This is a genomic window from Sneathiella chungangensis (assembly GCF_009882935.1).
GTDB classification, from domain to species: Bacteria; Pseudomonadota; Alphaproteobacteria; order Sneathiellales; family Sneathiellaceae; genus Sneathiella; species Sneathiella chungangensis.
Genome location: NZ_WTVA01000001.1, coordinates 394,194 through 412,984 on the forward strand (window position 1 = coordinate 394,194; position 18,791 = coordinate 412,984).

Genomic DNA, 18,791 nt, shown 5'->3' on the forward strand with positions numbered 1-18,791 from the left:
GCTAGTTGAGAACCGGCCGGTCCTTGCTGACAATGCGCTTCTTCGGCATCCAGCGGGTGACCGAGCGACCGTCGGCGGTGAAACGGACTTCCTGTTTCGAATTGGGTGCCGCATCCAGAATTGATCGCCCCGTTCCGTCCAGCGACGGAGATAGCGGCGCGGCGCCGTCCTTTCCGGCGATGGCCGGAACGCCCCGTTTATACGCAGCCGCCATTTCAGAAAGCGTAATTTCCGAGTTTCTGCCCCGTGCTGCCGCCGAACGCAGCGCTGTATCCTGTGCAAGGATCACATCAAGCTCCGCCATTCCCTTGTCCCGCAGACCATCGAAAAAGGATTTCAGAAACGCTTCCACTTCCACGGTCGGCGACAGCGCCTTGCGGATGGTGAGGTTGTTCTCGAGAGCCAGAAAGATATCGGGTTCAATCGGTCCGGCCGCCGTTGCAAGGAAAGTCGCGGGCATAAGTTTTCGCTGTTTATGCGACGCGGCATAAAGCGCCTGGGCGAGATAAAGCAGTTTCAGGAGGAACGGCGCCTCCTTGGCCTGGCTGGATGCCCATTTCTGGGCCTTGAGCCAGCATAAAACGTCAAATGTGGATCTGGTGGCAGGACGCATACGGAAAATACTCTAATGATTGATACATAAGCCAAATTAGAGAGTAATGGTTAATCCGAGTTTAACGTCGGGTGTTCTTCGTTGTGGGAATGCAACAAAATAACCCGACGCAAGGTCAATAACGACAAAACACTACTTAAAAGAGAATAAATTGATTGCAAAATAATCTTTGCTAATATATGACTGAGCCGTTTTGTAACCCCACAGGAACGGTAGTATATGAGTACATTTACGACGTCTCTGTCGGACATCGCAAATCCGGCGCTCCGCGACCTTGTCCGTTATTGGCAGAAGTTGAAACCTGCGTCGGTCATCCCACATCGGCAGCAATTCAACCCCGTTGAAATACCGCATTGCCTGCGTTATATCATCCTCGTGGATGTCTGTGACGGCACACCCCGATATTTTATCCGACTTGCCGGATCGTCGGTAAATCCCGTCTATCAGAAATCGGTGAGCGGGCAGTATCTGGAAGATATCCTGCGTGACGAAGACCGTCCCGAAATTATTGCCCAATATGATTACTCGGTCATGCATCAGACACCGACTTACATGTCCAGCACGGCAATGGTGCCAAGCGGCAAGAGACTGTCCTATGAACGCGTCATCCTGCCGATGACGACGAACGGACGCACCGCCGACAAGTTACTGGTCGGCATAAATTTTTTCGACGTGAAACAGGATTTTATCGATCGTCCCGGGTTTAAATTAAAGCGCCGATAACGGACTTGCTCTGTGCGGCTTACTTGGAGTAGGCTAACCCAAAGAACAAACACTTTGGCTCGGGAGACAGATCATGCAGATGAGCGGTGAAGAACTGATCAACGCATCGCGGGAGCAGGTTTGGAACGCCCTCAACGACCCTGAAATTCTCCGGCAAAGTATCCCCGGCTGCCAAACCGTTGAAAAGGTAAGCGATACGGAATTCACCGCGACGGTAAAAGTAAAGGTCGGGCCCGTCTCCGCCAATTTCAAGGGCGATGTCACGCTCAGCAATATTGATGCGCCCAACGGCTACACGATCACCGGTGAGGGCAAGGGCGGCGCGGCCGGTTTTGGCAAAGGCGGCGCGGACATCACCTTGAAGGACGCCGATAATGGCACCTTGCTTTCCTACGACGTCAACGCGTCGGTGGGCGGAAAAATGGCGCAGATCGGATCGCGCCTGATCGACGGTACCGCGAAAAAGCTGGCCGGCGAATTCTTTGCGAAATTCAATGAACTAGTGAGTTCCGGACAGGAAGAGGCCGCTGCGGCACCTTTGGGCGCGGAACCCCCGGCGGAAGATGTGGCCGCCGCGGAAACACCCGCCCCCTCAAGTTCGGTGGAGGAACGCACGCCACCGCCCGCACAAAAGGAACCGTCGCCAACCTGGATGCGGCCCATCATACTCATACCGCTTGGCATAATTGCCGCGATCATTCTGTTCTATCTTGCTGGCGACTAAAGGGAGATAAGGAAAAAACTTTACAGGTCTTGACGGCGCGCTAGATCAGTTAGAAACTCGTGACCCAAGAACAACAACAGGCCGCCACGACGGTCTCGCAATTCGTTCAACATTTCACAAGATGTTAGATCAAGGGAGGAAGATCATATGACAACCGTTTCAATGACGGTGAATGGGAAAAAGGTCAGCGCCGATGTGGCGCCCAACACCCTTCTCGTTCAATTTATCCGCGACAACCTGCGCCTGACCGGCACCCATGTCGGCTGCGATACCAGCCAGTGCGGCGCCTGCACCGTTCATGTCAACGGCGACAGTGTCAAGTCCTGCACGATGCTGGCGGCCCAGGCCGAAGGGGCGGACGTCACCACCATCGAGGGTCTTGCGAAAAATGGCGAACTGCATCCGATGCAGGCGGCGTTCAAGGAAAACCATGGTCTGCAATGCGGCTTCTGCACGCCGGGCATGATCATGAGCGCGGTTGACCTTGTAAAACGCAACCCGAACCCCTCCGAGGAGACAATCCGGACCGAGCTTGAAGGCAACATCTGCCGATGCACGGGCTATCATAATATTGTCAAATCAGTCAAAGCAGCCGCGGAGAATATGGGAGGGTGATCAATGTCTGTCGAAAATGGAATTGGCGCCTCAGTCAGGCGTAAAGAAGACCAACGGTTTATTACCGGCAACGGCCACTATCTGGATGATATGAATAGAGCGGGACAGGCTTACGGCTATTTCCTGCGCTCACCCTATGCCTTTGCCAAAATCAAGAATATAGATCTCAGCGCAGCCAAATCGGCCCCGGGCGTTGTCGATATCTTCACGGGCGCGGACATGGTGGCCGACGGTATCGGTGGCTTGATCTGCGGTTGGGGTATTACCAGCAAGGACGGATCGCCGCACAAGGCGCCGCCGCATAACAGCATGGCCGTTGATGCTGTCCGGCATGTCGGCGATCAGGTCGCTTTCGTGATTGCCGAAACTCTGGAGCAGGCAAAAAATGCGGCGGAGTTAATCGAGGTTGGCTACGAAGTGCTGACGCCGGTTACGAATATTGCCAAGGCGCTCGCACCGGGAGCTCCGCAAATACATGAGGAAGCGCCTGGAAACCTCTGTTATGACTGGGAATTAGGCGACAAGGCAGCGGTAGATGCCGCCTTTGCGAACGCGGCCCATGTCTCGAAAATCGATTTGGTCAACAACCGCCTCTCTCCGAACCCGATGGAGCCGCGCGCGGCCCTTGGCGAATATGACGCGGGCAGCGGCGAACTCACGCTCCATACGACCAGCCAGAACCCGCATGTCGCCCGGCTAATCATGTCGGCCTTTTTGGGCATTGCGCCGGAGAACAAGCTTCGCGTCGTCGCCCCTGACGTCGGTGGCGGATTCGGCAGCAAGATTTTCGTCTATGCGGAGGAAACGACCACGATCTGGGCCGCGCGAAAGATCAACCGGCCGGTGAAATGGACGGCGGATCGCTCCGAAGCCTTCCTGACGGACGCCCATGGCCGCGATCACGTCACCCATGCGGAACTGGCGACCGACAATGACGGCAAGATCCTGGCGTTCCGTGTCTCGACCAAGGCGAATATGGGGGCCTATCTCTCGACATTCGCCTCCGCCGTGCCGACCTATCTTTACGGCACCCTCCTAAGCGGTCAGTACAAGATCCCGAGCATCTATTGCGAAGTTCAGGCCGGTTTCACCAATACCACCCCGGTGGATGCCTATCGCGGTGCCGGACGTCCGGAAGCCACCTATGTCGTTGAACGGATGATGGATACGGCCGCGAAGGACCTCAAGATGGATCCCACGGAATTCCGGCTCAAGAACTTCATCCAGCCGGATGCCTATCCGTACGAGACGCCGGTTATCATGACCTATGACTCGGGCGATTATCCGCTGGCCATGAACCTGGCCAAGGAGATGATCGACTATAACGGCTTTGCCGCCCGCAAGGCGCAGTCGGAAGCCAATGGCAAGTTGAGAGGGATCGGCGTTGCCGCCTATATCGAAGCCTGCGGCATTGCGCCATCGGCTGCGGTGGGCTCCCTCGGGGCCGGTGTGGGTCTTTGGGAATCGGCGGAAGTCCGCTTTAACCCGACAGGCAGCGTGACTGTCTTCACCGGCAGTCACAGCCATGGTCAGGGCCATGAAACCACCTTCGCGCAGATCATCGCCGACAAGCTTGGCGTTCCGATCGACAGTGTCGAGGTTGTGCATGGCGATACGAGCAAGGTTCCCTTCGGTATGGGCACTTACGGGTCCCGCTCGCTTGCCGTCGGTGGATCGGCAATCGTCAAGGCGGTCGACAAGATCGTCGAAAAGTCGAAGAAGATCGCCGCCCATCTCATGGAAGCCTCGGTTGAGGATATCGAGCATGAGCATGGCGTCTTCTCGGTTGCCGGAACGGACAAGAAGCTGACCATGGGCGAGATCGCCTTTGCCGCCTATGTTCCGCATAATTATCCGGCTGATCTGGAGCCGGGCATGGCGGAAAATGCGTTCTATGATCCGCTTAACTTCACCTTCCCGGCGGGCACCCATATCGCGGAAGTCGAGATTGATCCCGCAACGGGCGTTGTCGATATCGTCGACTGGGCGGCCGCGGATGATTTCGGCAATGTCATCAACCCGATGATCGTTGAAGGGCAGGTCCATGGCGGTGTCGCGCAAGGCATCGGTCAGGCGCTCCTTGAAGGGGTGATCTATGACGAGGAAAGCGGGCAGCTTCTCACCGGTTCCTATATGGACTATTGCATGCCACGTGCCGACGATCTTCCGAACTTCCGCGTCGCGACGACCAATACCCCCTGCCCCAGCAATCCGCTCGGGGTCAAAGGGTGCGGCGAGGCCGGCGCCATTGCCGGTCCGGCGGCGCTCATGAATGCCATCGTCAATGCCATCGGCAAGGATATCGACATGCCGGCGACGCCTGAAAAGGTCTGGCGCGCCATCAACAGCAATTAAGAAGGGACAAACCCATGTATTCATTCGATTATGAACGCCCTTCGGGGGTAAATGAGGCAGCGTCCGCCATCGGCGAGGATGACAAGTTTCTGGCCGGTGGTCAGACGCTGATCCCGACGTTGAAGCTCCGGCTCGCCCAGCCCGGGAAGCTGGTCGATCTGAGCGGCATTTCCGAGCTGAAAGGCATAAGCGTCAATGGCTCGGAATTGTCTGTTGGCGCGATGACCCGCCATGTCGACGTGGCGGACTCAGCAGATGTGAAATCCGCGATCCCGGCCCTCGCCCAACTCGCCAGCCATATCGGCGATGCGCAGGTGAGGAATCGCGGCACGATCGGTGGCTCCATCTCCAACAACGATCCGGCGGCGGACTATCCCGCCGCCCTCGTGGGACTCGGCGCGACGGTACATACCAACAAGCGAAGCATCTCGGCGGAGGATTTCTTCGTTGACCTGTTCGAGACGGCGCTGGAAGACGGAGAGCTAGTCACCAAGGTCACTTTCCCGATACCGGAAAAGGCGGGATATGCCAAATTCCCCAATCCGGCGTCCCGCTTTGCGCTGACCGGCGTGTTCGTGGCCAAGACGGCAAGCGGCGTGCGCGTGGCCGTGACCGGCGCGGGCCCCTGCGTCTTCCGCCAGACGGACATGGAGGCTGCGCTTTCGAGCAACTTCTCCCCCGACGCGGTATCGGGCATCAAAACCGAGGCGTCGGGCCTGAACGCCGATATTCATGCCTCGGCTGACTATCGCGCCAACCTGATCACGGTCATGGCGGCGCGCGCGGTCAAAGCCGCGTCGTAAAAGATCACGCAATTGATCTGAACGGAAGGGGAAGTTTTGACTTCCCCTTTCCTTTTTTCTAACCTGAAACCACATTCCCTGTAGTGAACCGAACGGCGCCACAACAATCAGAAAACGAAGGACATCCGACCAATATGTCAAACGCGCAACCGCACTCCATCGATGCCGTTCAGGACCTGTTACAAAACGCCAACTATGTGGCAGACCGCAGCTTGGCGACCGTTCTCTTTCTATCGCTCAAGATGGGCCGTCCCCTCTTTCTGGAGGGTGAGGCCGGCGTCGGCAAGACGGAAATCGCCAAGGTCCTCGCGGAGCAGCTTGGCCGCCCGCTGATCCGCCTGCAATGCTATGAGGGTCTGGATGTCAGCTCCGCCGTCTATGAATGGGACTATGCCCGCCAGATGATTGAAATCCGGCTGGCCGAAGCGACGGAGACGGCGGACCGGGACCGGCTCAGCAGTGATATTTTTTCGGAAAAATTTCTGATCAAACGGCCCCTGCTGAAGGCACTGGAGAGTACAGTCGGCGGCGCGCCGGTCCTGCTGATCGACGAGCTGGACCGCACCGATGAACCCTTTGAAGCGTTTCTTCTGGAGATGCTTTCCGATTTTCAGGTCACCATCCCCGAGTTCGGAACCATCAAGGCGAAGGAACCGCCCATTGTCGTCATTACCTCCAACCGGACACGGGAAATTCATGACGCGCTGAAACGCCGCTGCCTCTATCACTGGGTCGATTACCCCAACGCGGAGCGAGAAAAGGAAATTATCGCGCGGAAGCTCCCCGGTGTCGACGCCCGGCTTTCAGAGCAGATCGTGCGTTTTATCCAGGAACTGCGCAAGGATCCGAACCTCTTCAAACTGCCGGGCGTTGCCGAGACGTTGGATTGGACCAATGCGCTCAAGGAACTCGATATTATCTCCCTCGATCCCGACGTCATCAATGACACGCTCGGGGTCCTGCTGAAATACCAGGATGATATCGTGAAAATTCAGGGCAGCGAGGCGGCGGAAATCATTGGGAAGATCAACGCCGAAATCGACGCGCGATGACCAAAACCGCGCCACATAGCGGCGGCACCTTTGCCGAAAACATCCTGCATTTTGCGCGGACCCTGCGCCGGGCCGGTCTGCCGGTGGGGCCAGGCCGGGTGATCGAGGCAATCCGCGCCGTCGAAGTCGCGGGCATCCGGCGACGCGATGATTTTTACTGGACGCTTCATTCCGTTTTCGTCAATCGCCGCGACCAGTGGGATATTTTCGATCAGGCCTTCCATGTGTTTTGGCGCAATCCGGAATTGCTCAAAAAAATGATGGATATGATGCTGCCGACGACCTTTCTCGACAGCACGAAGCGCGATGACCAGCCGGAATTGAGCCGCCGCCTGTCCGAGGCGCTGGCCCCCTCTCCCGCGCCCGAGTCGGATCAGGAAAGCGAGCAGGAGGAAATCGAAATCAATGCAACGTTGACGGCGTCGGACAATGAACTGCTGCAGTCCAAGGACTTCGAGAGCATGAGCGCCGCAGAAATGGAGGAGGCGAAGAAGGCGATGGCGGCGATGCGCCTTCCGATCCTTGAGGTCAAGACCCGCCGGCAGCGCGCCGATCTGCGCGGAAATCTCATCGACATGCGACGGACCCTGCGCGCGAGCCTTCGAAGCGGCGGGGCCACCATCCCGCTTCGTTTTCGATCGAAGGTGACGCGCCATCCGCCACTTGTCATCCTCTGTGATATCTCCGGTTCGATGGCCCAATATAGCCGGATGCTGCTGCATTTCATGCATGCGCTCACCAACGACCGGGACCGCGTTCACACATTTGTATTTGGCACCCGGCTCACCAATATAACAAGATATATGCGCTATCGGGATGTCGATGCGGCGCTGGATGCGGTCAGCGAGAAGGTCGAAGACTGGTCCGGCGGCACCCGTATCGGCGCAACGGTCCGGGAATTCAACAAATTCTGGTCACGGCGCGTTTTGGGGCAAGGTGCGGTGGTGCTGCTGATCTCGGACGGCCTGGACCGCGAGGGCGGCGAAGGGTTGGAGACTGAAATGGAACGGCTGCATAAATCATGTCGGCAGTTGATATGGCTGAACCCTCTCTTGCGCTTTGAGGGGTTTGAACCCCGCGCGCGGGGCGTCAAGGCGATCCTTCCCCATGTCGACCAGTTCCGCACGGTCCATAATCTGAACAGCCTGAAGGACCTTGCCGATATTCTTTCCAAACCCATGGGCGCGCAACTTGAGAAGAGGAGTTTTGCCGCATGACCGAAACCACATCCGCTTTGCCCGCCGACGATATTCTGGCGCAGGCCCTGGCCTGGAGAAAAGACGGCCGTAAGGTTGCGCTGGCGACGGTGATCACGACATGGGGCTCCGCGCCGCGGCCCGCCGGCAGCCAGCTTGCCATTGACGAGACCGGCCGGATGGTCGGCTCCGTGAGCGGCGGCTGCGTCGAGGGCGCCGTCATTCAGGAAGCGTTGGAGATTATCGAGAGCGGCAAGCCGAAAACCCTCGAATTCGGCGTCACCAACGACGAAGCCTGGGAAGTCGGGCTCGCCTGCGGCGGGAAAATAAATGTTTTCGTCGAAAAGCTCGATTAGGACCGCAAGATGAAAACCGCCCTATTAGAAGATCTGCAAAAGGCACGCGCGGAAAAACGCCAGGTCGTGCTCGCAACAAACCTCACCTCAGGTGAACAAAAACTTCTCTATCCATTTGAAAGTAAAGAGATATACGACGTCATCGAAGCGGCAAGAGGGGCGCTCAGAAATGATAAGCCCACGACGGTCGAGACCGAAGACGGACCGGTATTCCTCAATATCTTCAACCCTCCGCTGCGGCTCTTTATTGTCGGCGCCGTGCATATCGCGCAGGCTCTCGTTCCCATGGCAGCAGGTGCGGACTATGAGGTGACCGTCATCGATCCGCGCCGGAGTTTCGGATCCAGCTTCCGCTTTCCGAACGTCACCCTCGATGACCGCTGGCCGGATGACGCCTTCGCGGACCTGCATCCCGACCGCCGTTCCGCCATCGTCACGCTCACCCATGACGCCAAGCTCGACGATCCGGCGCTGCAATATGCGCTTCGCTCAGATGCCTTTTATATCGGCGCATTGGGCAGTGGTCGAACCCATGCGAAACGGCAACAACGGCTCCAGAAGGCCGGATTCAGCGACGAGGATTTTGCGCGCATTCACGGGCCAATCGGCCTCGATATCGGGGCCAAATCACCGGCGGAAATCGCCATTTCCATCATGGCGGAAATCACGGCGGTACTTCGCGGGAAAGCCGGCTCATGATTTTCGGGCGCATGGAAGTGGGTGAAGCAGAGGATGTTGTCCTCGCCCATGCGGTGGAGATTGCGCCCGGCAAGTTGCTTAAAAAAGGACATGTCCTCACAAGCGAGGATATAAAGGGACTGACAAACAACGGCATAGAGACCATTCTTGGCGCCCGGATGGAAGAAACGGATATGCCGGAAGATGCGGCCGCGGCCGCCATCGCGGCCCCTCTCGCGGGCACCCATATTACCGTCAAGCCGCCCTTTACCGGGCGCGCCAATCTGTTCGCCGAGACCCGCGGGATCGCCGTCATCGATGAAGAGAAAATCAAGGCGCTCAATCATATCGATGAAACCATCACCATCGCCGCCGTGAAAAACCACGAGTTGGTGGAGGCCGGCCAGATGCTGGCAACCGTCAAAATCATCCCCTTCGCCACCCCGAAAGCCAAGGTGGAGATGGTGCTCGATCGCATAAAGGGCGGCACGCAACCCATCGTTTCCGTCAAACCATTCGTGAGCAAGAAAATTGGTGTCGTTTCCACCCTGCTGCCGAACACCAAGGAGAAGGTGATCGAGAAGTCGGAACGGATCATGGCCGACCGTCTGGCGCGCTGCGAAAATAAAATCGATATGCTCCGTCGATGCGAGCATCATGAAGACGCGCTAACGCAAGCCATTACGGCACTTGATAAGGAAGGATGCAACCTCATCCTGATCTTCGGCGCATCGGCGATTACCGACCGCAAGGATGTGATCCCCGCGGCCATCACGGAGGCCGGCGGCGGGATCGATCATTTCGGCATGCCGGTTGATCCGGGTAATCTTCTTCTGATGGGCCACCTCAGGGACAAGATCGTCATCGGGCTGCCGGGCTGCACCCGCTCGCCCAAGCTGAACGGCTTTGATTTTGTGCTCGACCGTATTCTGGCCGATATCCCGGTTCCGCCCTCCGATATCATGGATATGGGCGCCGGCGGGCTGCTCAAGGAAATTGCGAGCCGACCGCAACCGCGAGACCAGGACCGGAAGGCGCAACCGAAATCCACAGGAAAGTCGGTCGCCTTACTGATCCTTGCCGCCGGACAATCGCGACGAATGGGAAAAGACAACAAGCTGCTTGCCAAGATCGGTGGCAAGCCCATGCTCCGCCACACGGCGGAACAGGCGCTGAAATCAAAGGCGGCGGGTGTCTTTGGCGTAACCGGACACGAAAGCGAGAAAATCAAGGCATTGCTGGAGGAACTCGAGATCGAGAGCTTCCACAACCCCGATTTCGCGGATGGCCTCAGCAGTAGCCTCAAGACCGGATTTCGTGCCCTCGCGGATCGCTATGATGGCATTCTTATCTGTCTTGGCGACATGCCGCTTGTCTCCCCGTCGCTGTTCGATAAATTGATCGATGCCTTTGACGTCGAGGAAGGGCGCGCGATCATCGTGCCGACCTTCGAGGGCAAGCGCGGCAACCCCGTTTTGATCGCCAGCCACTTCAAGAATGACATTCTCGCCATTACCGGCGATATCGGCGCAAAATCGCTGATCGCCGAAAACGAAACCGTGGTTTTCAATGTTGAGGCTGAAAAAGACAGCATCTTTACCGATATAGATACACCCGAAGCCCTTGCGTCCCTGCAACGGAAGTGAAGATTTGTGTGATGAAGGAACTTTACCAAAAAAACCTGCTGCGCCTCGCCGCCAACGCCGTTGGCGACGGCCAGATGGAAAATCCGGATGCGGAGGAAACGCTGGACAATCCCACCTGCGGCGACCGGATCACCATACAGGTGCGCGTCAAAGATGGCGCGATTACGGATCTCAAGCACCAGAACCGGTCCTGCATGCTCTGCCAGGCCGCGGCGTCGCTGATCGGCGAGAATGCGATGGGCCGGGAACTTGAGGAGATTGCCTCCACGCGGAATAATCTTCAATCCATGTTGCAGGGAGAGGCCGTTCAGGCTACATCGGACTGGAAAGACATCGAATTTTTTAATGTAGTCGCAAGCCACAAAAGCCGGCATCACTGCGTACTCCTCCCCTTCGACGCGTTGATAAAGGCGTTGGAGGCAGCGAAAATGAAAGCCTGACATGCGACGCAAGAACCCACGAGTTAAAAACCTCCCCGACCTTCCCTCTCCCTGCACCGGTATTTGCAGTATGGATATGCAAAATCTCTATTGCCGCGGCTGTTTTCGCACCCGGAATGAAATCGGCGGCTGGGTCCTGATGAGCAACGAAGAGAAGATGGATGTCATCAAACAATTGCGCCAGCGTCGCAAGGAATCTCGGCTCGCGAAAAATTTGCCTTAATTTCGCCTATTTCCCCCCGCTTAATAAGAGCGTCGTCTGATAGAAAGTGAGTATATTCTAAAGGAAGGGGGCACAAATGTATTTGAAAACCCTGAGCGTTCTGACAGTTGCCTTTCTGTCGTTGCTCTTCCTTGTCATGACGGTATTCATGCCAGCCTCGACGACACTCGTGGCCTCATCCGATAACGATCCCGATCTGCAGTGCCTCGCCCAGGCGGTTTATTTCGAAGCACGGGGAGAGCCGTTCAGCGGACAGATTGCCGTCGCGCAGGTCGTGCGCAACCGCGTTGTCGAAAAGGCAATGTCCTATTGCGACGTGGTTTTTGAAGGAAGCTCAAAGCGCAACGCCTGCCAGTTTTCCTTCGCCTGCGATGGCAAATCCGACAAAGCAACGGAGAAAGTGGCGTGGCAACGGGCGTTGATGATCGCCAACTTGGTGAAGAGCGGCTATATGCGCGATCTTTCCGGCGATGCGACATTTTACCATGCGACCTATGTCACTCCCTACTGGTCAAAGATCCTGCAAAAGACGACGAACATCGGAAATCACATCTTTTACCGCCAGATGTAGCCCTCCCGGCCCGATTCTCGACAGCAACGCAGAAAAGAGCGGACTCGGGTCCCTTTTCCCGGTGACTTGACCGCAACTCACCCCGACAAAATCGGCCACAACTTACCGGCGTAGTAAGGAAAATTCATTTTCGTGACGCCGGTCACATGCGCCTTTCATCGATTTCGGCTATATTACGTTGCTATTATATCGATTTGATATATTGTCCGTCGACATATCGGACTTTGGGCGCAGGTTTGTATCTCGATAATGAACTGAAATAGCAGGTTTTATGGACATTCGCACGCTATGCCTTGGTATTCTCACCATGGGAGATGCCACGGGCTATGAAATCAAGAAAACTTTTGAGGAACGGCTGGATCTGATTTTCCAGGCGAGCTATGGCTCCATCTATCCGGCGCTCAACAAGTTGACGGAAGAAGGTCTCGTTTCCTGCCGGGCCCAGAGCCAGGAAAAACGTCCCGACAAGAAGATCTATTCGATCACCTCGGCGGGCCGGTATCTGTTCTTTGACGAGATCATGAAGAAGCCGGCGGCGGACCGCTTCCGCTCCGAATATCTGGCGACCTTGATGTTCGCCCATCTACTGCCGGCCGCCGCGATATCGGAACTTATCGATGAGCGGATTGCCGACCGGCTTCAAAAGATCGAATCACTCATGAGCGACTGTGACACGCGTCAGACGGACCGCGAACAGTTTCTTTGCAACTATGGCCGCACCATGTATCAGGCGGAAATAGAATATCTACAGGAAAACAGGCACTTACTTGAAGCGGACGCGCTGCTTGGCAGCCGGGCGGCCGAATAAGAAAATTTTGGACAATCTGGAAAACAGAGAGGTATCACTGTGAACCGTTCAATCATTATTGCGATCATCATCGCCGTCGGCGTCACGGCCTGGATTGCGTCCGGACAGATCGATATGAGCGGGGATGGCGAAGACACCGCCGGTAATGCCGCCGCCGCAACGAACACCGAGAACGTGTCCGAAGAAACAGCGACGGCGGAATACGAGCAGAATGCGCCAAAGATCATGGGCGTTCGCTATCTTACCTTCACCGCCCAGCCGCGCCAGCGGGAGATTATCGTCCATGGCAAGACCGAGGCGAACCGTGTTGTTGAGCTGAAAGCCGAAATTTCGGGACGGGTCAAATCCGTTCATGTCAATGATGGCGACCGCGTCAAGCGCGGCGATCGCCTTGTAAGCTTCGATGTGAAGGATAATGAGGCAAGGCTGCAGGAAGCGCAGGCGCTCGTCCGTCAGCGGGAAATCGAATTCAACGCGGCGCAGAAGCTGAATAAGAAGGGTTTCAGTTCCGATACGACCTTTGCAAGCGCCAAAGCCCAGCTGGACAGTGCCAAGGCGCAGGTCACGGCCATGAGAATTCGTCTCAACGATCTCGTAATCAACGCGCCCTTTGACGGCTATATCGAAAAGCGAAGCGCCGAAGTCGGTGATTTCGTTAAAGACGGCAATCCGATTGCCACGATCGTCGAGAGCGACCCGCTTATCGTTACGGGTCAGATTTCCGAATTGCAGGTTGGCAATATCGAAGTCGGCGGTGAAGGCTCGGCGCAGCTTGTCACGGGCGAAGAAGTCACCGGCAGCGTGACATTTATCGGCAGCGTGGCCGATCCCGAGACACGGACTTTCCGGGTTGAACTCGAAGTCCCGAACGAAGGCTATAAACTGAGAAGTGGCGTGACGGCGGAAATCACCTTCAAGACGAACTCTGTCAAGGCGCATTTCCTATCTCCGGCGTATCTCACGCTGAATGACGCGGGTGTCCTTGGTCTTCGGGCAGTCGGTGAGAATGATATCGTTGAATTTTATCCGGTCAAAATCCTCTCTGATACGCCCGATGGCGTCTGGGTGCAGGGTCTTCCGGAGACGGTCCGCTTGATTGTCGTCGGGCAGGATTTTGTCCGTGCGGGCGACAAGGTGAAGCCCGACCTATTTGTCGCTGAGGCAACGAAATGAACGCCATTATTGATGCCGCAATCAACCGTTCGCGAACGGTCATTTCCGCGCTTTTGCTGATTCTGGTTGCCGGGACATATGCCTATGTTGATATCGCGAAGGAATCGGATCCGGATATCAACATCCCGATTATCTATGTCTCCATGACCCATGAGGGGATTTCCCCGGAGGATGCGGAGCGGCTGCTGATCCGTCCCATGGAGCTGGAACTCAGGTCCATCGAGGGCGTCAAGGAAATGACGGCAAGCGCGTCCGAAGGGCATGCCTCTGTTACCCTTGAATTCGATGCCGGTTTCGACGTCGACAAGGCGCTTCAGGATGTGCGTGAAAAGGTCGATATCGCCAAGAACGAATTACCGCAGGAAACCGACGATCCGACGGTGAACGAGGTCAACTTCGCCCTCTTCCCCGTGATTATCGTGACGCTGTCGGGCGATGTCCCCTTGCGCACTCTCATCAAGCTTGCGAAGGATCTGGAAGACCGGGTCGAAGGTCTGCCGGGCGTCCTGGAAGCCGATATCGGGGGCGACCGGGAGGAAGTGCTCGAAGTCATCATTGATCCGGTGAAACTTGAAAGCTATAAGATTTCCAACGCCGAACTCATCAGCACGGTTGTCAATAACAACAAGCTCATCGCCGCCGGCTCCATGGATACCGGCAAGGGCCGCTTTTCCATCAAGGTTCCCGGGCTGTATAAAACCGCCGCCGATGTTCTTGATATCCCGATCAAGGTCTTCAACGACGGAGTTGTCACCTTGCGGGACGTGACGGAGGTACGCCGTACCTTCAAGGATGCGGAAAGCTACGCGCGCCTCGACGGCCGGCCGGCGGTCGCGCTCGAGATCAAGAAACGGGTCGGCGAGAATATTATCGAGACGATCGAGGATGTGAAACGCGCCGTCGCCGTAGAACAGAAATACTGGCCGAAGAATGTCGTCGTCACCTATTCCCAGGACCGGTCCGAAGATATCCGCAATATGCTCACGGATCTTCAGAACAACATCATCAGCGCCATCATCCTCGTGATGGTGGTGGTGATCAGCGCGCTTGGCGTGCGCACGGCGGGACTAGTCGGGTTGTCTATCCCCGGTTCCTTCCTGATCGGCATTCTCTATATGTATCTCTTCGGTCTCACCATCAATATCGTGGTGCTGTTCGGGCTCATCCTCGCGGTTGGCATGCTGGTTGACGGCGCCATCGTGGTAACGGAATTCGCCGATCGCAAGATGGCGGAAGGGATTGACAAGAAGGAAGCCTACGCCCTCGCCGCCAAACGCATGGCTTGGCCAATTATAGCGTCCACGGCGACGACCCTTGCCGTGTTCATGCCGCTGATGTTCTGGCCGGGCGTCGTCGGCGAATTCATGAAATACCTGCCCCTCACCCTGATCACGACACTCACCGGCTCGCTGCTGATGGCGCTCATCTTTGTGCCAACGCTGGGCTCCGTGTTCGGTAAGTCGGGCTCGACCAACTCGAAGACGCTTGCGGCTCTGGCGGCGGCGGAGAGCGGGGATATCCGGGATATTGGTGGCTTTACAGGGCGGTATGTGCGCTTTCTCTCGGTCTGCATCAAGCATCCAACAAAGATCGTTATTGTTGGCGTTGCAACGCTGATTGGCGTTCAGGCCTATTACGCCACTCATGGCAACGGGGTTGAGTTCTTCCCGGACGTGGAGCCGGAAATGGCGCTCGTCTATGTCCATGCGCGCGGCAACATGTCCACGGATGAGAAAGACCAGTTGGTTCGGCAGGTCGAGAATGAAGTCCTGAAACTCGACGACTTTGCCGGCGTCTATACCCGTACCGGATCCCCGCAACAAGGTCAGCGCGACGTCGCCGAGGATGTCATCGGGACGATCCAGATGGAATTCAAGGACTGGCAGGATCGCCGTCCGGCCGAGGAAGTCTTTGCCGATATCCGCGAGCGCACGGCGCATCTGACCGGCATCATGGTCGAGGCGCGGGAGCCGGATGCCGGACCGCCGACGGGCAAGCATATCCAGATACAACTGTCATCGCGCCATCCGGAGCTTCTGCCGGTGGAAGTCGCGAAGATCCGCAATCATCTGGAAACCAAGGTCAAGGACCTGATCGATATCGAAGATAGCCGTCCGATACCGGGTATCGAATGGCAGATAACGGTCGATCGCGCCCAGGCGGGTCGCTTTGGCGCCGATATCCAGACGGTCGGCAAAACCATCCAGCTCGTCACCAACGGTATCAAGGCGGATGAATACCGTCCGAACGACGCCGATGACGAAATCGATATCCGTCTGCGCTTCCCTGACGATAAACGCAGTATCGATCAGCTCGACAATCTGCGCGTGATGACGGCCAACGGCATGGTGCCGATTTCAAACTTCGTAAAGCGCGAAGCGCGCCAGAAGGTCGGCAACATCAGCCGTTCCGATGCCGAGCGGATCATGACGGTCAAGGCCAATGTCGCGGCCGGCGTTCTCGTCGATGACAAGGTCCGCGAGCTGCAGGCCTGGATGGAAAATGACGCCAAGATCGACCCCGAGGTCTCCTATGTCTTCAAGGGCGAGGATGAGGAGCAAAAGAAGGCCCAGGACTTCCTTGGCAAGGCCTTTGCTGTCGCGCTCTTCATCATGGCGATTATTCTCGTCACGCAGTTCAACAGCTTCTATCACGCCTTCCTGATCCTGACTGCCGTGATCATGTCCACGATTGGTGTATTTGTCGGCCTGATCATCACCGGCCAGCCGTTCGGCATCGTCATGACGGGGGTCGGGGTGATCGCCCTTGCCGGCATCGTCGTGAACAATAATATCGTGCTGATCGACACCTATGCGCATTTGCGAAGGCAGGGCATGGAGGCGATGGAAGCGGTGCTGCGGACCGGTGCCCAACGTCTGCGTCCGGTTATGCTGACGACCGTTACCACCATATTCGGTCTGCTGCCCATGACATTGCAGGTGAATATCGATTTCCTCAGCCGCGAGATCGTGACCGGGGCTCCCTCCTCCCAATGGTGGGTTCAGCTCTCGACGGCCGTGGCGTTCGGATTGACCTTCGCAACGCTCCTCACCCTCGTGATGACCCCCGCCCTTCTGATGCTGGGTGCGAATGTCAGCAACGCGCTTGAGCGGCGGCGTCAGCGCAAAACGGCGAAAAAGGCCGCCGCGACGGGGCATCCGGAACCGGCGGAATAAAAGCGGCGGGTAAGGAAACGGACGACGGTGTCAGTCTTCGTCGTCGTCCTCTTCGGCGCTCGCCTCCCCGTCATCCTCCGCCTCGGACGAAGCCTCGGCATTTTTCCGCGCCTCCTGTTCCTGCAATCGGCGATGGCTCATGATGGAGAAGGGAATAGTCGCCATATAGATGACGGCGATCAGGGAGAGAAGCTGCCAGGGATAGCTCACCAGTACCGCGGCGAGACCACCGACGAGGACCAGCACCGGCATGATAAATCGCCGGGCAATCCGGATCCGCTTGATCGAGAAGGTCGGAATGCGGCTGGCCATCAGGAAGGCCATAAAAAGCATCCAGGCGGCATTCAGAATGGCCGAACGGAAGAAATCACTGTCGGCATAGAAACTGATGACCATGAAAAGAAGCGAGATGGACGCGCCCGCGGGGGCAGCGATCCCGGTGAAATAGCGGCTTGCCCAGGCCGGCTGTTTTTTATCCAGCATGGAATTGAAGCGCGCAAGCCGGAGCGCGCAGGAAACCGTGAACACCAGCGAGATGATCCAGCCGACCCCGCCCAGACCGCTTTCCAGCGACCAAAGGAAGATCACCAGGCCTGGCGCAACGCCGAAACTGACGAAATCCGAGAGGGAATCGAGCTCCGCGCCAAATTTCGAGGCGCTGTTCAACAGCCGTGCCATACGTCCATCCAGCCCGTCAAGCACACCGGCCGCCAAGATGGCGATCACCGCCAATTCCCATTTTTCATCGAGGGCGAACCGCACGGATGTCAATCCCGCGCAAAGCGCCAGCATGGTCAGCATATTCGGTATCAGCGAGTTGAGCGGCATGAACCGCAGGCGTCGGCGCTGTTGAAAGGTCATCTAGCGAACCTCCACCGCCATGGGCGCCTCATTTTTCGCATGCAAGTCGGCGATGATTGTCTCGCCGCCGATCATCGATTGCCCGAGCCCGACGAGCGGCTCCACCCCGTCTGGAAGATAAATATCGGTGCGGCTGCCGAACCGGATCAGGCCAAATCTTTCCCCCGTCCGCACTTCCTGATTATCGGTGAGATAGCAGACGATGCGCCGCGCAACCAACCCCGCGATTTGCACGAAAACGATGTCATTGCCGTCATTATCGCGAAGATGGACGGCATGGCGTTCATTTTCCTCCGACGCCTTGTCCAGGGCGGCGTTCAGGAATTTTCCGGGGCGATAGACCTGCCGTATGACCGTGCCGCCGAGCGGGATACGGTTCACATGGACATTGAAAACATTAAGAAAAATGCTGATGCGAAGCCGGGCGTCCGGACCCATTCCGAGTTCTTCCGGCGGGACCGCGCGTTCGATCATCTGTACGACGCCGTCGGCCGGGCTGACGATCAGGCCGTCGCGGGTCGGAACATTGCGGTCAGGATCACGGAAGAAGTAAACGCACCAGAGCGTCAGGATAACACCGATCCAGCCGAGAATTGGCCAGGTAAACAGGAACAGGGCGAGTGTTATCGCGGCAAATATGGCAATAAATCGGTGACCTTCCTGATTAATTGGCACCAAAACTGACTTTAACATGTCCATGTTGACTTCCTTCCGGCATACGGCCCGTTAGTGAAACTAGGTCTTACCTCATGTCATCGTCAAAAAGAACAAAAAGATG

General features: G+C 56.9%; 19 protein-coding genes. 16 read left to right on the plus strand and 3 right to left on the minus strand.

The genetic code is table 11. The features are described from left to right. Position 1 precedes the first annotated feature (1 nt). Entirely contained in the window at positions 2-613 is a 612-nt protein-coding gene (locus tag GQF03_RS01925) for a Panacea domain-containing protein (protein ID WP_161337499.1), read from the minus strand. 219 nt (positions 614-832) lie between these two features. On the opposite strand from GQF03_RS01925, the gene GQF03_RS01930 reads away from it, so the two are divergent. The 16 genes from GQF03_RS01930 (at position 833) to GQF03_RS02005 (ending at position 17,152) form a co-directional block, all read left to right on the plus strand. Further along, positions 833-1,336 (plus strand): PAS domain-containing protein, encoded by a 504-nt coding sequence (locus GQF03_RS01930; protein WP_161337500.1) that lies wholly within the window; start codon positions 833-835, stop codon positions 1,334-1,336. Positions 1,337-1,409: 73 nt separating this feature from the next. Next, complete coding sequence (locus GQF03_RS01935; RefSeq protein ID WP_161337501.1) at positions 1,410-2,060, plus strand: SRPBCC family protein; 651 nt, start codon at positions 1,410-1,412, stop codon at positions 2,058-2,060. A 147-nt stretch (positions 2,061-2,207) separates the two neighbouring features. Next, positions 2,208-2,675 carry a (2Fe-2S)-binding protein gene (locus GQF03_RS01940; RefSeq protein ID WP_161337502.1) on the plus strand — a complete coding sequence of 156 codons (468 nt, stop codon included), beginning with the start codon at positions 2,208-2,210 and terminating at the stop codon, positions 2,673-2,675. A 3-nt stretch (positions 2,676-2,678) separates the two neighbouring features. After that, a complete protein-coding gene (locus GQF03_RS01945) occupies positions 2,679-5,030 on the plus strand; it encodes a xanthine dehydrogenase family protein molybdopterin-binding subunit (RefSeq protein WP_161337503.1) in 2,352 nt (783 codons plus the stop codon). Between the two features lie 14 nt (positions 5,031-5,044). Beyond that, positions 5,045-5,833 (plus strand): FAD binding domain-containing protein, encoded by a 789-nt coding sequence (locus GQF03_RS01950; protein ID WP_161337504.1) that lies wholly within the window; start codon positions 5,045-5,047, stop codon positions 5,831-5,833. A gap of 134 nt (positions 5,834-5,967) precedes the next feature. After that, positions 5,968-6,885 carry an AAA family ATPase gene (locus GQF03_RS01955; RefSeq protein WP_161337505.1) on the plus strand — a complete coding sequence of 306 codons (918 nt, stop codon included), beginning with the start codon at positions 5,968-5,970 and terminating at the stop codon, positions 6,883-6,885. Beyond that, entirely contained in the window at positions 6,882-8,102 is a 1,221-nt protein-coding gene (locus tag GQF03_RS01960) for a vWA domain-containing protein (RefSeq protein ID WP_161337506.1), read from the plus strand. The genes GQF03_RS01955 and GQF03_RS01960 overlap by 4 nt, the downstream gene beginning before the upstream one ends. Beyond that, positions 8,099-8,437 (plus strand): XdhC family protein, encoded by a 339-nt coding sequence (locus GQF03_RS01965; RefSeq protein WP_161337507.1) that lies wholly within the window; start codon positions 8,099-8,101, stop codon positions 8,435-8,437. Before GQF03_RS01960 ends, GQF03_RS01965 begins: the two co-directional genes overlap by 4 nt. A gap of 9 nt (positions 8,438-8,446) precedes the next feature. Continuing rightward, positions 8,447-9,136, plus strand: coding sequence for an XdhC family protein (locus GQF03_RS01970; protein WP_161337508.1), 690 nt, complete (start codon positions 8,447-8,449; stop codon positions 9,134-9,136). Next, the gene (locus GQF03_RS01975) at positions 9,133-10,761 is read left to right on the plus strand and encodes an NTP transferase domain-containing protein (protein ID WP_161337509.1); all 1,629 of its coding nucleotides are present in this window, start codon (positions 9,133-9,135) and stop codon (positions 10,759-10,761) included. Before GQF03_RS01970 ends, GQF03_RS01975 begins: the two co-directional genes overlap by 4 nt. Before the next feature lie 11 nt (positions 10,762-10,772). Then, positions 10,773-11,201, plus strand: a complete 429-nt coding sequence (locus tag GQF03_RS01980; RefSeq protein ID WP_161337510.1) for an iron-sulfur cluster assembly scaffold protein — start codon at positions 10,773-10,775, stop codon at positions 11,199-11,201. A 1-nt stretch (position 11,202) separates the two neighbouring features. Further along, the gene (locus GQF03_RS19145; RefSeq protein WP_161337511.1) at positions 11,203-11,424 is read left to right on the plus strand and encodes a DUF1289 domain-containing protein; all 222 of its coding nucleotides are present in this window, start codon (positions 11,203-11,205) and stop codon (positions 11,422-11,424) included. A 76-nt stretch (positions 11,425-11,500) separates the two neighbouring features. Beyond that, positions 11,501-11,995, plus strand: coding sequence for a cell wall hydrolase (locus GQF03_RS01990; protein ID WP_206376095.1), 495 nt, complete (start codon positions 11,501-11,503; stop codon positions 11,993-11,995). Positions 11,996-12,266: 271 nt separating this feature from the next. After that, positions 12,267-12,803, plus strand: a complete 537-nt coding sequence (locus tag GQF03_RS01995; RefSeq protein ID WP_161337512.1) for a PadR family transcriptional regulator — start codon at positions 12,267-12,269, stop codon at positions 12,801-12,803. A 39-nt stretch (positions 12,804-12,842) separates the two neighbouring features. Then, positions 12,843-13,976 carry an efflux RND transporter periplasmic adaptor subunit gene (locus tag GQF03_RS02000; RefSeq protein WP_161337513.1) on the plus strand — a complete coding sequence of 378 codons (1,134 nt, stop codon included), beginning with the start codon at positions 12,843-12,845 and terminating at the stop codon, positions 13,974-13,976. Further along, a complete protein-coding gene (locus GQF03_RS02005) occupies positions 13,973-17,152 on the plus strand; it encodes an efflux RND transporter permease subunit (protein WP_161337514.1) in 3,180 nt (1,059 codons plus the stop codon). Before GQF03_RS02000 ends, GQF03_RS02005 begins: the two co-directional genes overlap by 4 nt. Before the next feature lie 30 nt (positions 17,153-17,182). Here GQF03_RS02005 and GQF03_RS02010 read toward each other — a convergent pair whose 3' ends face one another. After that, the gene (locus GQF03_RS02010) at positions 17,183-18,013 is read right to left on the minus strand and encodes a CDP-alcohol phosphatidyltransferase family protein (protein WP_161337515.1); all 831 of its coding nucleotides are present in this window, start codon (positions 18,011-18,013) and stop codon (positions 17,183-17,185) included. Continuing rightward, the gene (locus tag GQF03_RS02015; protein ID WP_161337516.1) at positions 18,014-18,712 is read right to left on the minus strand and encodes a phosphatidylserine decarboxylase; all 699 of its coding nucleotides are present in this window, start codon (positions 18,710-18,712) and stop codon (positions 18,014-18,016) included. Between the last annotated feature and the right edge of the window lie 79 nt (positions 18,713-18,791).

Excerpts from the sequence above, each read along its gene's own strand:
- GQF03_RS01925 (WP_161337499.1), bottom strand. The coding sequence starts at position 613 with ATGCGTCCTGCCACCAGATCCACATTTGACGTTTTATGCTGGCTCAAG.
- GQF03_RS01930 (WP_161337500.1), top strand. The coding sequence starts at position 833 with ATGAGTACATTTACGACGTCTCTGTCGGACATCGCAAATCCGGCGCTC.
- GQF03_RS01935 (WP_161337501.1), top strand. The coding sequence starts at position 1,410 with ATGCAGATGAGCGGTGAAGAACTGATCAACGCATCGCGGGAGCAGGTT.
- GQF03_RS01940 (WP_161337502.1), top strand. The coding sequence starts at position 2,208 with ATGACAACCGTTTCAATGACGGTGAATGGGAAAAAGGTCAGCGCCGAT.
- GQF03_RS01945 (WP_161337503.1), top strand. The coding sequence starts at position 2,679 with ATGTCTGTCGAAAATGGAATTGGCGCCTCAGTCAGGCGTAAAGAAGAC.
- GQF03_RS01950 (WP_161337504.1), top strand. The coding sequence starts at position 5,045 with ATGTATTCATTCGATTATGAACGCCCTTCGGGGGTAAATGAGGCAGCG.
- GQF03_RS01955 (WP_161337505.1), top strand. The coding sequence starts at position 5,968 with ATGTCAAACGCGCAACCGCACTCCATCGATGCCGTTCAGGACCTGTTA.
- GQF03_RS01960 (WP_161337506.1), top strand. The coding sequence starts at position 6,882 with ATGACCAAAACCGCGCCACATAGCGGCGGCACCTTTGCCGAAAACATC.
- GQF03_RS01965 (WP_161337507.1), top strand. The coding sequence starts at position 8,099 with ATGACCGAAACCACATCCGCTTTGCCCGCCGACGATATTCTGGCGCAG.
- GQF03_RS01970 (WP_161337508.1), top strand. The coding sequence starts at position 8,447 with ATGAAAACCGCCCTATTAGAAGATCTGCAAAAGGCACGCGCGGAAAAA.
- GQF03_RS01975 (WP_161337509.1), top strand. The coding sequence starts at position 9,133 with ATGATTTTCGGGCGCATGGAAGTGGGTGAAGCAGAGGATGTTGTCCTC.
- GQF03_RS01980 (WP_161337510.1), top strand. The coding sequence starts at position 10,773 with ATGAAGGAACTTTACCAAAAAAACCTGCTGCGCCTCGCCGCCAACGCC.
- GQF03_RS19145 (WP_161337511.1), top strand. The coding sequence starts at position 11,203 with ATGCGACGCAAGAACCCACGAGTTAAAAACCTCCCCGACCTTCCCTCT.
- GQF03_RS01990 (WP_206376095.1), top strand. The coding sequence starts at position 11,501 with ATGTATTTGAAAACCCTGAGCGTTCTGACAGTTGCCTTTCTGTCGTTG.
- GQF03_RS01995 (WP_161337512.1), top strand. The coding sequence starts at position 12,267 with ATGGACATTCGCACGCTATGCCTTGGTATTCTCACCATGGGAGATGCC.
- GQF03_RS02005 (WP_161337514.1), top strand. The coding sequence starts at position 13,973 with ATGAACGCCATTATTGATGCCGCAATCAACCGTTCGCGAACGGTCATT.
- GQF03_RS02010 (WP_161337515.1), bottom strand. The coding sequence starts at position 18,013 with ATGACCTTTCAACAGCGCCGACGCCTGCGGTTCATGCCGCTCAACTCG.
- GQF03_RS02015 (WP_161337516.1), bottom strand. The coding sequence starts at position 18,712 with ATGGACATGTTAAAGTCAGTTTTGGTGCCAATTAATCAGGAAGGTCAC.